Origin of the sequence: Streptomyces sp. NRRL F-525, assembly GCF_000716605.1 — a bacterium.
Taxonomy (GTDB): domain Bacteria; phylum Actinomycetota; class Actinomycetes; order Streptomycetales; family Streptomycetaceae; genus Streptomyces.
In genome coordinates, this window is sequence record NZ_JNXE01000003.1 from 413,211 (window position 1) to 426,205 (window position 12,995).

General features: G+C 70.9%; 10 protein-coding genes and 1 riboswitch. Of the genes, 5 read left to right on the top strand and 5 right to left on the bottom strand.

All coding sequences use genetic code 11. The features are described from left to right. The first annotated feature begins 44 nt into the window (after nt 1-44). A riboswitch (cobalamin riboswitch) is annotated at nt 45-270 on the top strand. Between the two features lie 140 nt (nt 271-410). The 3 genes from metE (at nt 411) to OO69_RS07080 (ending at nt 4,307) form a co-directional block, all read left to right on the top strand. Then, nucleotides 411-2,723: a 5-methyltetrahydropteroyltriglutamate--homocysteine S-methyltransferase gene (gene metE, locus OO69_RS07070; RefSeq protein WP_033279523.1), complete on the top strand. Its 2,313-nt coding sequence runs from the start codon at nt 411-413 to the stop codon at nt 2,721-2,723. A gap of 105 nt (nt 2,724-2,828) precedes the next feature. Further along, nucleotides 2,829-3,413, top strand: coding sequence for a histidine phosphatase family protein (locus tag OO69_RS07075; RefSeq protein ID WP_033279613.1), 585 nt, complete (start codon nt 2,829-2,831; stop codon nt 3,411-3,413). Between the two features lie 159 nt (nt 3,414-3,572). After that, nucleotides 3,573-4,307 (top strand): polysaccharide deacetylase family protein, encoded by a 735-nt coding sequence (locus OO69_RS07080; protein WP_033279524.1) that lies wholly within the window; start codon nt 3,573-3,575, stop codon nt 4,305-4,307. A gap of 1 nt (nt 4,308) precedes the next feature. Here OO69_RS07080 and OO69_RS07085 read toward each other — a convergent pair whose 3' ends face one another. Together OO69_RS07085 and OO69_RS07090 are read right to left on the bottom strand one after the other, a co-directional pair. After that, complete coding sequence (locus OO69_RS07085; protein WP_033279525.1) at nt 4,309-5,541, bottom strand: cytochrome P450; 1,233 nt, start codon at nt 5,539-5,541, stop codon at nt 4,309-4,311. 119 nt (nt 5,542-5,660) lie between these two features. After that, nucleotides 5,661-6,671, bottom strand: coding sequence for a DUF2278 family protein (locus tag OO69_RS07090; RefSeq protein ID WP_033279526.1), 1,011 nt, complete (start codon nt 6,669-6,671; stop codon nt 5,661-5,663). A gap of 202 nt (nt 6,672-6,873) precedes the next feature. On the opposite strand from OO69_RS07090, the gene OO69_RS07095 reads away from it, so the two are divergent. Then, nucleotides 6,874-7,314: an SRPBCC family protein gene (locus tag OO69_RS07095; RefSeq protein WP_033279527.1), complete on the top strand. Its 441-nt coding sequence runs from the start codon at nt 6,874-6,876 to the stop codon at nt 7,312-7,314. Nucleotides 7,315-7,349: 35 nt separating this feature from the next. Here the strand turns inward: OO69_RS07095 and OO69_RS07100 are convergent, their stop codons facing one another. Beyond that, the gene (locus tag OO69_RS07100; RefSeq protein WP_033279614.1) at nt 7,350-7,991 is read right to left on the bottom strand and encodes a LysE family translocator; all 642 of its coding nucleotides are present in this window, start codon (nt 7,989-7,991) and stop codon (nt 7,350-7,352) included. 162 nt (nt 7,992-8,153) lie between these two features. Here OO69_RS07100 and OO69_RS07105 point away from each other — a divergent pair, with 162 nt between their 5' ends. Beyond that, nucleotides 8,154-10,274, top strand: a complete 2,121-nt coding sequence (locus tag OO69_RS07105) for a protein kinase domain-containing protein (protein ID WP_033279615.1) — start codon at nt 8,154-8,156, stop codon at nt 10,272-10,274. Between the two features lie 5 nt (nt 10,275-10,279). Here OO69_RS07105 and OO69_RS07110 read toward each other — a convergent pair whose 3' ends face one another. Next, nucleotides 10,280-11,431 (bottom strand): XdhC family protein, encoded by a 1,152-nt coding sequence (locus OO69_RS07110; protein ID WP_033279528.1) that lies wholly within the window; start codon nt 11,429-11,431, stop codon nt 10,280-10,282. Between the two features lie 47 nt (nt 11,432-11,478). Next, complete coding sequence (locus OO69_RS07115; protein WP_033279529.1) at nt 11,479-12,939, bottom strand: NCS2 family permease; 1,461 nt, start codon at nt 12,937-12,939, stop codon at nt 11,479-11,481. Nucleotides 12,940-12,995 lie beyond the last annotated feature (56 nt).

Below are 12,995 nucleotides of genomic sequence, written 5' to 3' on the forward strand. Positions count from 1 at the left end.
CCGGGCCCGCAGACAAAAATCGACGCATCCAACCCCCACCCCGTAGGCTGACCAACGCAGCTGGTTCGCCCCGTCACCCAGACGGACGCGTCGCAAGAGGGAACCCGGTGAAATTCCGGGACTGCCCCGCAGCGGTGAGCGAGAACGACCGCCGTCATACGCACTGGGCCCACAACAGGACCTGGGAAGCGACGGCCAGTAGGTGACCTCCGGTCCAAACGGAGGCCGTGCCCGCAAGTCCGAAGACCTGCCACCTGCCCGCACGCGAAGCATTCGCGCGCGGAACCCCGGTGACCTCGTGGGCGGGTCGGCGTACACATCGGCGGTCACGACAACCGCCCGATCTGACGTTCCTTCGCGCCCCCGTCCCCACCGGGACCTCAGGGAGACATCTCGCGAAGGAGAGTTCCGTGACAACAAAGTCCGCGGCAGCCCGGGCAACCGTCCACGGCTACCCCCGCCAGGGCAGGGGCCGGGAACTGAAGAAGGCCATCGAGGGCTACTGGAAGGGCCGCGTCGACGCGGACGCCCTCCGGACCACCGCCGCCGACCTGCGCCGCACCAACTGGCAGCACCTTACGGACGCCGGCATCCACGAGGTACCGACCGGCGACTTCTCGTACTACGACCACGTCCTGGACACCACCGTCATGGTCGGCGCGATCCCCGAACGCCACCGCGCCGCCGTCGAACTCGACGCGCTGGACGGCTACTTCGCGATGGCACGCGGCACCCAGGACGTGGCGCCGCTGGAGATGACGAAGTGGTTCGACACCAACTACCACTACCTCGTGCCCGAGTTGAGCCCGGACACGGTCTTCACCACCAACTCCACCAAGCAGGTCTCGGAGTTGAAGGAGGCCCTGGCCCTCGGCCTCACCGCCCGCCCGGTACTGGTCGGCCCCATCACCTACCTCCTGCTGGCCAAGCCCGCCCCCGGCGTCTCCGCGGACTTCGACCCGCTGACCCTCCTGGACCGTCTGCTCCCCGTGTACGCCGAGGTTCTCGCCGACCTGCGCGCGGCGGGCGCGGAATGGGTACAACTCGACGAGCCCGCCCTGGTCCAGGACCGCACCCCGGCCGAACTGAACGCCACCACCCGCGCCTACCGCGACCTCGGCGCCCTCACGGACCGCCCGAAGCTCCTGGTCGCCTCGTACTTCGACCGCCTCGGCGACGCGTTGCCGGTTCTGGCGAAGGCGCCGGTGGAGGGCCTCGCCCTGGACTTCACCGAGGCCGCCGCAGCCAACCTGGACGCCCTCGCCGCAGTCGGCGGGCTGCCCGGCAAGCGGCTGATCGCGGGGGTCGTCAACGGCCGCAACATCTGGGTCAACGACCTCACCAAGTCCCTTGCCACACTGGGCACGTTGCTCGGTCTCGCCGACCGGGTCGACGTGGCCGCGTCCTGCTCCCTCCTCCATGTCCCGCTGGACGCAACCGCCGAGCGGGACATCGAGCCGCAGATCCTGCGCTGGCTGGCGTTCGCGCGGCAGAAGACGGCCGAGATCGTCACGCTCGCCAAGGGCCTGGCGCAGGGCACCGACACGATCGCCGCCGAACTCGCCGCCAACCGTGCCGACTTGGCCTCCCGCGCCGGTTCGGCGCTCACCAGCGACCCCGCCGTACGGGCCAGGGCCGCCGCCGTCACCGACGTAGACGCCCGCCGCTCCCAGCCGTACGCCGAGCGGACAGCGGCCCAGCGCGCGCACCTCGGGCTGCCGCCGCTGCCGACGACCACGATCGGGTCGTTCCCGCAGACGGCCGAACTCCGCACCGCGCGAGCCGACTTGAGGGCGCGGCGGATCGACACGGCCGGGTACGAGGAGCGGATCAGGGCCGAGATCCAGGAGGTGATCTCGTTCCAGGAGAAGACCGGCCTGGACGTCCTCGTGCACGGCGAGCCCGAACGCAACGACATGGTCCAGTACTTCGCCGAGCAGCTCACCGGGTACCTCGCCACGCAGCACGGCTGGGTCCAGTCCTACGGCACCCGTTACGTCCGCCCGCCGATCCTGGCCGGCGACATCTCCCGCCCCGAACCGATGACGGTCCGCTGGACGACATACGCCCAGTCGCTCACCTCGCGCCCGGTCAAGGGCATGCTCACCGGGCCGGTCACCATGCTCGCCTGGTCCTTCGTCCGCGACGACCAGCCGCTCGGCGACACCGCCCGGCAGGTCGCCCTCGCCCTGCGCGACGAGGTCAACGACCTTGAGGCGGCCGGGACTTCGGTCATCCAGGTCGACGAACCCGCCCTGCGCGAGACGCTCCCGCTGCGCGCGGCGGACCGGGAGGCATATCTGGCGTGGGCCACCGAGGCGTTCCGGCTGACCACAGCCGGGGTCCGTCCGGAGACGCAGGTCCATACGCACATGTGCTACGCCGAGTTCGGCGACATCGTGCAGGCCATCGACGACCTCGACGCGGACGTCATCAGCCTGGAGGCGGCCCGTTCGCACATGCAGGTCGCGCGCGAACTGGCCGAGCACGGTTATCCGCGCGAGGCGGGGCCGGGTGTCTACGACATCCACTCCCCGCGCGTGCCGAGTGCGGCCGAGGCGGCGGCCTTGCTGCGCAAGGGACTTGAGGCGATCCCGGCGGAGCGGCTGTGGGTGAACCCGGACTGCGGTCTGAAGACGCGCGGCTGGCCGGAGACCCGTGCGTCGCTGGAGAACCTGGTCGGGGCGGCCCGCACGGTGCGTGAGGAGCTGGCTGGTTCCTGACCCGATGGTGGCGGGGGCGGCAGGGAGGACGCCCTCCCCGCCGCCCCCGCCCTGAGGTGCATGGGGGACGATGACCCGCACAGCCCGCAGAACTGGAGCGACGAAGTGACCAGCCGCATCACCTTGATCTCGCCGGCGATGAACCGGTCCCTGCGGGAGACCCGGTTCGACGACGGCGCCTCACTCGACCCGCGCGGTACGGCCCGTGCCGAGTCCCTCGCCGGTTCGCTCCGGGCGGCCGACCGGGTGCTGGTCTCTCCCACCACACGCTGCCGGGAGACGGCGTCCGCTCTCGGCCTGGCGGCCGTGGAGGAGCCCGAGTTGGCGGGGCTGGACATGGGGCGTTGGCGGGGTCTGACGCTCGACGAGGTGATGATCCGGGAGCCGGACGCGATGATGTCCTGGCTGACGGACCCGGACGCGATGTCCCATGGCGGGGAGTCGGTGCGGGCGTTGTGCGAGCGGGCGGCCCGATGGCTGGAGGCAGCCGCGGAGTTCGAGGGCAGGACCATCGCCGTGGTCGAGCAGGAGTTCGTACGGGCGCTGGCGGTCACGATCCTCGACGCGCCCGGGCCCGCCTTCTGGCGGCTCGACGTACGGCCGTTGACCGCGACCGAACTCAGCGGGCATGCCGGACGATGGAATCTTCAACTCGGGCGGGTGCTGAGCCCGGAGGCCGCGGACCGGTGACGCAGTAGGGCTCGCGAATCCGCAGTGACCCTTGGTCCGGCCACCCTCGCTCCACTATACACTCAGAGTATAATCGTTGTGTATAGTCCCGGCATGCCATCACTGAGCGCTCTGCGCAAGAAGAGGGAAAGACCCCGGGCCGGGTTGCGTGCCGTCGGCATGTTTGTGGCGGTTGCCGTGCTGGGGCTGGGGTCGAGCGGGTGCACCAGGCTCGATACGACCGCGCCGGCCGCCGCCCGGGCCGAGGCCGCGTCCGCCACCGCGCGGGTCGGTTTCGGGACGGTCGACTGTCGTGAGGCGAAGTGCATCGCGCTGACCTTTGACGCCGGGCCCAGCGAGAACTCGGCGCGGTTGCTCGACATCCTGAAGGAGAAGCAGGTTCCGGCGACCTTCTTCCTCCTCGGCAAGCGGCACATAGAGAAGTACCCGGAACTGGTCGAGCGGATGGCGGCCGAGGGGCACGAGGTGGCCAGTCACACCTGGGACCACAAGATCCTGACCCGAATAACCCCCGCACAGATACGCGACGAACTGGTCCGCACGGACGACGCGATAGAGCGGATCACCGGCAGGCGGCCCACGCTGATGCGCCCGCCGCAGGGCCGTACCGACGACGAAGTGCACGCGATCTGCCGGGAGTTGGGCCTGGCGGAGGTGCTGTGGAGCGTCACCGCCAAGGACTACGCGACCACCGACTCCGCGCTGATCACCAAGCGCGTCCTCGCCCAGGCCTCCCGGGACGGCATCATCCTGCTGCACGACCTGTACCAGGGCACCGTGCCCGCCGTACCCGGGATCATCGACGCGCTGAAGGAGCGCGGGTATGTGTTCGTGACCGTGCCGCAGCTCCTCGCGCCCGGGAAGGCGGAGCCGGGGAAGGTGTACCGGCCCTGAGTCACCAGGTCAGGTGCAGGGCGTACGGGGAGCGGTGGATCATCGTCGGGCGCATGGTGACCGGACGGTCCGGTGCCAGCCGTAGGCCGGGCAGGCGGGTCGTCAACTCCTCCAGGGTGAGGCGGAGTTGTTCGCGGGCCAGTTGGGAGCCGGGGCAGCTGTGCACGCCGAAGCCGAAGGCCAGGTGGCGGCTCGGGGTGCGGGTGATGTCGAAGGTGTCGGCGCGGGTATGGCGCTTCTCGTCGCGGTTGGCCGCGCCGAAGGCTACGAACAGCGCTGCTCCGGCGGGGAGTTCGGTACCGGCGAGGACGACCGGGCGGGTGGTGACCCTGCGGAAGCCCTGGAGCGCGGTGTCGTAGCGGGCGGCCTCCTCGATCGCGGCGGGGATGCGATCGGGTTCGGCGCGGAGCAGCTCCCACTGGTCCCGGTGTCGGAGGAGATGCAGGACGGTCGTGCCGATGAGGGCGGTGGTGGTGAGGTGACCGGCGATGAGCAAGTTCTGGAGATGGGCGACGAGTTGGTGCCTGTGCTCCAGGGTGAGGTCGCCGTCCCCCTCGTCCGTCACCGAGGCGATCAGTTCCGTACCGAGGTCCTGGCGGGGGTGCGCGTGCCGCTCCCGCACGTAGCGGTCGAGGGCGTGCTGCATCGCGACGACGTCCTCGGCCGCGGCGATCTGCTCGTCCTCCTCCAGCGGGCGGAAGAGCAACTCCTCGGCGCGGTGGCCCCCGTGGACGACTCCGGGTACGTCGGCGGGGTCGAGGCCGACGATCCTGCCGACGACCTCGCCGGGGAGCCGCCTCGCGTACGCCGACATCAACTCGACGTGCCCGTGGTCGCGTTGCCCGTCCGTGAACGTGTCCACCAGGGCCGCGGCGCGCTCGGCTGCGTACGGGAGGACCGCCGCGACCCGGGACGGCGAGAGGCCGCGGACGATCGGTGCGCGCAGCTGCTGGTGCCGCGCGCCGTCCGCGGTGACGACGACGGGCCGTCCGCCGAACCCGCCGCCGAGGACGGCGAGCGCGGCGGGCGCGGGCAGCACGTCGGGGCGCAGGGCCATCGCCGAGGAGAAGTCCTCGGGGCTGCGCAGGACTTCGCGTACGTCGGCGTCCCGGGTGACGAGCCAGGCGTCGAGTTCGGCGAGGCGGGTGAGGCCCTCGGTCTGCCGTGCCCGGGTGTAGGCCGGGTACGGGTCGCGCTGCAAGTCGTCGAGCCTGGCGTGCAGTTCGCGGTCCACGGGACACCCTCCGGCCGATGGCGTGATGCGGTGCTGGGTGGTGCGTGCAGGTCGCGCTCATCGTGCCGTAGGGCGGTGCGGGTGCGGTAGGGAACTTCCGGGCAGAGCGGCCAAGTTGGTCAGAAGACGACCGTCCAGCCCTCCCGTGCCGCTTGGTCGGCCGTGTAGGAAACGCCGTGCACCTTCAGGCCGTTCGCGTCGAGGAGGGTGATCTCGCCGCCCTGGTTGCCGAGTTGGACACCGTCGGTGAGGGGGACGAGGAGGGTGGCGCCCGGGGCGAGGGGGCCGGGCGGTACCGCGCAGGAGTGGCCGAGGCGGTCCCGGACGAGCCAGCCGGTGGGGTCGAGCGGGTCGGGTGACGCGTTGAGGAGCGTGACGCTCTCCGACTCGGGTGCCGGGCCGCGCGGGTTGACCAGGGCCGCCACTACGCGGACGGGCCGGCTGCCGGGGTCGGGGCGCGAGCCGTCGGTGCCCTCCAGGGTGTGGCCGGTGGTGTCGTCGGTGTGCCAGGACTGGCTCTGGAAGGCGAGGAAGATGCCGACCCAGCGGGACTGTGCCGGGAAGTGGACGAGGAGGCCGCCGTCCTGCCAGACGCCGTCGTCACCGCTGAAGCGGCGGCTGTTGCCCTGGTTCATGTGGATGTCGTGGACGCCGTTGCCCGGCAGGAAGCCGAACACCTTGTCCTTGACGGTCGGTTCGGGGCCGAAGCGCTCGCCGAAGACGTAGAGCCGGGCGTCCGGGTCGTCCACCGCGCGGCGCACGTAGTGGTCGAGGAGGTCGGCGAGGTCGTTGTCGGGGCCGCTCGCGTCCGGCGGGAGGGTGCGGAGCCGCGCCGGGTCGAAGAGGTTGCCGCGCACGAAGTCGAGGTTCGGGCCGCCGGGTCCGGGCAGCAGCGTGTTCCAGCCGCTCGGGAGATCCTCCAGGCGGGCGGTGAGCGGGTGTCGGAAGTCCTCGTCGACCAGATAGAGCAGCTCGGAGGGCTGTTCCGCGGACAGGACGTTGACCGCGGCCCGGAAATGCGTACCCGCATCGTCCGTGAGATGGATCTGGTAGTGCGGTGTACCGGCGGCGCCCTCGCGCCTCGTGTCCACCGCGCGCGTGATCAGTACGCCGTAGGCCTTCAGTGGCATGGCGGTCAACTCCCCCTGCGGGCAGGCGGGATGCCCGCCCATGGGACAAAGCGTAGGGGGGAGGCGTCCCCTCCGGCCGGGACGCGGGGAAACTCGGGGCGGCTGTCCGGTGTACGTCTCCGTACCTATGAACCGCTAGGCCATGGGTGTGAGCCGCCGATGAAAGTACCGCTGATCAAGAAGCGTTCTCTACGATCCATACATGGTCAACTTCCGTCTCGAACGTACGGCTCCGCTTCCCCTCGAGGAGGCGTGGCGCCGGTTGACGGAGTGGCCGCGCCACGCCGATGTCGTCCCGCTGACCCGGGTCACCGTGGTCACTCCCCCGCCGACCCGCGAGGGCACGGTCTTCGAGGCCCGCTCCGGGCTCGGACCGCTCGGTTTCGACGACCGGATGGAGGTCACGGTGTGGCGCCCGCCGACGGAGGACGAGCCGGGTCTGGTCCGGCTGGAGAAGCGGGGGCGGGTCGTCACCGGCTGGGCGGAGATCGAGGTGCGGCCGGGGCCGGGGGGCCGTAGCCGCGTGGTGTGGGAGGAGGAGCTGGCGGTCCGCTTCCTGCCGGGGTTCTTCGACCGGCCGCTGCGGTGGGCGGCGCGGTCGATGTTCGGGCGGGCGGTGAACGCGCTGCTGAGGCGGGCGTGATGCGGCCAGTCCTTAGGGAGTCAGTCCTCAGGGAGTCAGTCCTTACGGCCGGTCACCGCGACCGTCACGCCCAAGCCGATCATCGTGAGCCCGCCGACCCCGCCCACCGCGGACAGCCGTCGCGGTGAGCGGGCGAACCAGTCCCTGGCCGTGGACGCGACCAGCCCCCACACGCTGTCCGAGGCCACGGCGATGAGGTTGAAGACCAGGCCGAGCAGCAGCATCTGGCTGGTGACATGGCCCTGTTCGCGGTCCACGAACTGGGGCAGTACGGCGGCGAAGAACACGATGGTCTTGGGGTTGGCCACCCCGACGGCGACCCCCTCCCACAGCGTGCGCAGCCCGCTGTGGGAGGGCACCTCCTCGCCCGCGAACACGGCCCGCAGCGAGCCGCGTTGACGCCACGCCTTCACCCCGAGGTACACCAGGTACGCGGCACCGGCGAGCTTCAGTGCCGTGAAGACGAGCACCGAGCGTTCCACCAGCGAACCGACGCCGAGCGCGACCGCCACGACGAGCAGATAGGCGCCGAGGGTGTTGCCGACGACGGTCGTCAGCGCGGCCCGGCGGCCGTGGGCCAGCGCCCGCCCGATCACGAACAGCACGCTGGGGCCGGGGACGATGATCAGCAGGAAGGACAGCGCCGCGAAGGCGAGCAGTCGGTCGGTGGACACCATGGGGCCATGGAAGAGCGGGGCGCCCCGGGCCCGCAACTCATTTCCGGGTGCCCCGAGGGCGATGCCCGGTGAGCGGAACGAACGCCCTAGTGTGATGGCGCCTAATGTGATGGCTCTGAACGGCCCTTCCGGGCACGGGAATCAGGAAAGGTGACCGGCGACATGTCGCTTCGCCCCGGGGACACGGAGTCGATCGGTGGTTACACGCTGGTCGACCGGCTCGGCAGCGGCGGGATGGGCGTCGTGTATCTCGGCCGCTCGGCATCGGGACGACAGGTCGCCGTCAAGGTCGTGCACGCCCAGTACGCGCTGGACGAGGAGTTCCGGGCGCGGTTCCGGCAGGAGATCGCCGCCGCCCGCCGCGTGAGCGGAGCGTTCACCGCCCCCGTCGTGGACGCCGACGCGGACGCCGAACTCCCCTGGATGGCCACGCTCTACGTGCCCGGCCGCACCCTGGCCGAAGCCGTCGAGAAGGACGGCCCGTTGGGCGGCCGGGCCCTGCGCACCCTCGCGCTGGGTCTCGTCGAGGCGCTGCGGGACATCCACCAAGCGGGCGTGGTCCACCGGGACTTGAAGCCGAGCAACGTCCTGCTCGCCTCGGACGGCCCCCGCGTCATCGACTTCGGCATCTCCCGCGCCGCCGACAACCAGACCCTGACCGTCACTGGTCGGCTGATCGGCACCCCGCCCTTCATGTCTCCCGAGCAGTTCGCCGCTCCCCGGGACGTCACGGCCGCCTCCGACGTCTTCTCGCTCGGCTCACTCCTCGTCTACGCGGCCACCGGCAACCGTCCCTTCGACGGCGCCAGCCCGTACCTGACGGGCTATCAAGTCATGCACGAGCAGCCGAGGTTGGACGGGGTGTCCGAGCCGCTGCGGAGCATCGCCGAGCGCTGCCTCGACAAGGACGCGGCGGCCCGTCCCCAACTCGCCGAACTGCACGGCATGTTGCTGACCCTGCCCGAGGACGAGACCGGGTCCCGGTCCGGGTCCGCCACGGCGGCGGATCTCCCGAGAACCGCACGCCCGCGCCGATCCCGGCGACTCGTCATCGCCCTCGCCACGGCACTCGCCGTCACCACCCTCGGCCTCACCACCCTGCACTGGCTGTCGGACGACGGCACGGACCCGGGCACGCCCGCCGCTTCCACGTCCTCCTCGTCCCCCGCCGCCGTAGCGCTGCCCGCCGGCTGGAAGCCATGGCGGGCGAGCCTGCTCACCTCCCAGACCGGCGATCCGCTCGACTACACCCAGTCCGGCTGTCTGGCGGGCGACAGCTCCACCGTGTACTGCGCCGGTACGGGCGCCACGGTCACCGCACTGGACGCCGCCTCGGGCCGGGTCCGCTGGCGGTCGGGCACCAGCCCCGAGACCGCACTCCCCGTCGGTGTCCGGGACGGGCGCGTCTACACCTACGTCAAGCCCGACTCGAACGACACCTTCATCACCCGGCGCCTGGTCGCCCTGGACGCGAAGACCGGCACCCGGCTGTGGATCCACCCGATCAGGGACGACACGGACCCCGTCCTGTTCGACGGCGGGATCCTGGCGATGGACGTGGACGCGACGAAGTTCGTGGCCTACGACGCGTCGGGCCGCCGGCTGTGGAGCGCACCCATCTGGTCGAACCTCGGGAACTCCTGCACTCCGACGGTCCTGGGCGGCGCCCCGTACGCCCTCTGCACGGTCGAGGACGATCCCTCCCAGGGCGACTTCGTTCTGATACGCCTCGACCCCGCCACCGGCGCACAGCGGAAGGTCACGGAACTCCCCACGGGGGCTTGGCCGTTGGGCGTCGACAAGGGCCGGCTGCTGTTCCTCGCGCCGAAGCTGGCGCCGGAGGTCTTCGGCAGCGGCCCGGACCAGCTGTACACCGCCCTGGACCGGGTGAACCCGAGCACCGGCACGATCGAGCGGATCGCCCTGCCGGCCGGCACTCGCGGTACGGCCATCCTGGTCAAGGACGTGGTCTACCTCGTCCGGCCGAACGGCACGGTCACCGCCGTCCGCGCGACCGACGGCAAGCGGCTCTGGCAGCGGGAGACGGACACCGAGAACCTGTCGATGCCGGTGTTCTCGGCGAAGTTCAACACCCTTTACTTCTCGAACCAGTTCGGCCGTCTGCTGGCTCTTGACCGGAGCACCGGAGCCGTCAGGTGGCGTACGTCCGCGCTGGCGAACGCCGGCGACTCGACGGACGACACCACGCCGTACGTCGTCCTCGTCAAGGACGCGATCGTGGCCGTGGCGGGCGACACGGCCTATTCAGCCCGTCCCCGTTGAACCGCTCAGGCCACCGACCCGATCCGTCCCGCCGTCAGCACCGTCGCGTCGTGATGGATGGGCGTGTGCGCCCCGGTGAGTGAAACCCCGCTGCCACCACGCCGGTTGGCGACGATCTCGGCGGCGATCGACAGGGCCGTCTCCTCGGGCGTACGCGCGCCGAGGTCGAGCCCGATCGGGGACCTCAGGCGCGCCAACTCCATTTCCGTGACGCCGACTTCACGCAGGCGTTCGTTGCGGTCGAGGTGGGTGCGGCGGGAGCCCATCGCGCCGACGTACGACACCGGGAGGCGCAGGGCGAGTTGGAGCAGGGGTACGTCGAACTTGGCGTCGTGGGTGAGGACGCACAGGACGGTACGGGCGTCGACGTCCGTGCGGGCGAGGTACTTGTGGGGCCACTCGACGACGATCTCGTCGGCGTCGGGGAAGCGGGTCCGGGTGGCGAAGACGGGGCGGGCGTCGCACACCGTCACGTGGTAGTTCAGGAATTTGCCGACGCGGACCAGTGCGGAGGCGAAGTCGATCGCGCCGAACACGATCATCCGGGGCGGCGGGACCGACGACTCGACCAGGACCGTGAGCGGGGCGCCGCAGCGGGAGCCCTGCTCGCCGATCTCGACCGTGCCGGTGCGGCCCGCGTCCAAGTAGGCACCGGCCTCGGCGGCGACCGTGCGGTCCAGTTCGGGGTGGGCGCCGAACCCGCCGTCGTAGGAGCCGTCGGGGTGGACGACAAGTGCGCGGCCCCGCAGGTGAGTCGGGCCCGAGACGATGCGGGCCAGGGCCGCCGCTCCGCCGCTCGTCGCGGTCGAGAGGGCGGCGGTGATCACCGGGCGGGCGGGGTCGCCGACCCGTACCGGTGTGACGAGGATGTCGATGACTCCGCCGCAGGTCAGGCCGACGGCGAAGGCGTCCTCGTCGCTGTAGCCGAAGCGCTCCAGGACGGTTTCGCCGTCCGCCAGCGCCTGTTGGCACAGGTCGTAGACCGCGCCTTCCACACAGCCCCCGGAGACCGAGCCGATCGCCGTGCCGTCGGTGTCCACCGCGAGGGCGGCGCCGGGCTGGCGGGGCGCGCTGCCGCCGACGGCCACCACGGTGGCTACGGCGAAGTCGCGGCCCTGCTCGACCCACCGGTGCAGCTCTTCGGCGATGTCCAGCATCTCTCGGTCTCCTAACGGGGTGGTGGGGAAAGGCTTTCCAAGATCTGTCAGTGCACGCCGAGCCAGCTCTCGACCGGGTTGAGGGCGAAGTACACGAGGAAGATGACCGTCAGCCCCCACATGAAGGCGCCGATCTCCCGCGCCTTGCCCTGGGCGGCCTTGATGGCGACGTACGAGATGACTCCCGCCGAGACGCCCGCGGTGATGCTGTACGTGAACGGCATCACCACCACCGTCAGGAACACCGGAATCGCGGTGGCCCGGTCGGCCCAGTCCACGTGCCGGGCGTTCATCAGCATCATCGAGCCGATGACGACCAGGGCGGCGGACGCGACCTCCTGCGGGACGATCGCGGTGACCGGGGTGAAGAAGAGACAGGCCGCGAAGAACAGGCCGGTGACGACAGAAGCCAATCCTGTGCGGGCGCCTTCCCCCACCCCCGTCGCCGACTCGATGAAGACCGTCTGGCCGGAGCCGCCCGCCACGCCGCCGATCGCGCCGCCGGCGCCGTCGATGAACAGCGCCTTCGACAGGCCCGGCATGCGGCCCTTGTCGTCGGCGAGTTTGGCTTCCGTGCCGACGCCGATGATGGTGGCCATCGCGTCGAAGAAGCCGGCCAGGACGAGCGTGAACACGATCATGCCGACCGTCATCGCGCCGACCTTGCCCCAACCGCCGAACTCCACATGGCCGAAGAGCGAGAAGTCCGGCATCGAGACCGCGCTGCCGTGCAGTTCGGGGGCCGCGCCGCTGGCCCACTGCTTGGGGTCGATGACGCCGGCGGCGTTCAGGACCGCGGCGACGACCGTGCCGGTGATGATGCCGACGAGGATGGCGCCGGGCATGTCGCGGGCCTGGAGCATGAAGATCAGGAGCAGGGTGCCGGCGAACAACAGGACGGGCCAGCCCGCGAGTTCACCCGCCGGGCCCAGGGTGAGCGGGGTCGCCTTGCCCTGGTGCACGAAGCCGGATTTGTAGAAGCCGATGAGCGCGATGAACAGGCCGATGCCCATCGTGATGCCGTGTTTCAGCGCGAGCGGGATCGCGTTCATGATCATCTCGCGCAGGCCGGTGACGACGAGCAGCATGATGACCACGCCGTACAGGACGCACATGCCCATCGCCTGCGGCCAGGTCATCTGCGGGGCGACCTGCGAGGAGAGCACGCCGGAGACGGAGAGTCCGGCGGCGAGGGCGAGGGGCACCTTGCCGACGAAGCCCATCAGGAGGGTGGTGAAGGCCGCCGCGAACGCGGTCGCGGTGATCAGCCCCTTCTGGCCGAGCGTGTCTCCCGCGACGTCCTTGCCGGACAGGATCAGGGGGTTGAGCAGCAGGATGTACGCCATCGCCATGAAGGTGGTGACTCCGCCGCGCACCTCACGCGCGACGGTCGATCCCCGCCGGGATATGTGGAAGTAACGGTCGAGCCAGGACCGGCCGGCCGGGACGCGGGTTCCTTCACCCGAGTCCTCGGCGGCGGTCCTGGGTTCCACTGACTGCTGGGTCATGGGGCCATCTCCCAAGGTTCACAGGGGCACCCGCCATCCGCCTGTGGCGGCACGGG

Excerpts from the sequence above, each read along its gene's own strand:
- OO69_RS07105 (WP_033279615.1), top strand. The coding sequence starts at position 8,154 with ATGTCGCTTCGCCCCGGGGACACGGAGTCGATCGGTGGTTACACGCTG.
- OO69_RS07090 (WP_033279526.1), bottom strand. The coding sequence starts at position 6,671 with ATGCCACTGAAGGCCTACGGCGTACTGATCACGCGCGCGGTGGACACG.
- OO69_RS07100 (WP_033279614.1), bottom strand. The coding sequence starts at position 7,991 with ATGGTGTCCACCGACCGACTGCTCGCCTTCGCGGCGCTGTCCTTCCTG.
- OO69_RS07095 (WP_033279527.1), top strand. The coding sequence starts at position 6,874 with ATGGTCAACTTCCGTCTCGAACGTACGGCTCCGCTTCCCCTCGAGGAG.
- OO69_RS07110 (WP_033279528.1), bottom strand. The coding sequence starts at position 11,431 with ATGCTGGACATCGCCGAAGAGCTGCACCGGTGGGTCGAGCAGGGCCGC.
- OO69_RS07115 (WP_033279529.1), bottom strand. The coding sequence starts at position 12,939 with ATGACCCAGCAGTCAGTGGAACCCAGGACCGCCGCCGAGGACTCGGGT.
- OO69_RS07080 (WP_033279524.1), top strand. The coding sequence starts at position 3,573 with ATGTTTGTGGCGGTTGCCGTGCTGGGGCTGGGGTCGAGCGGGTGCACC.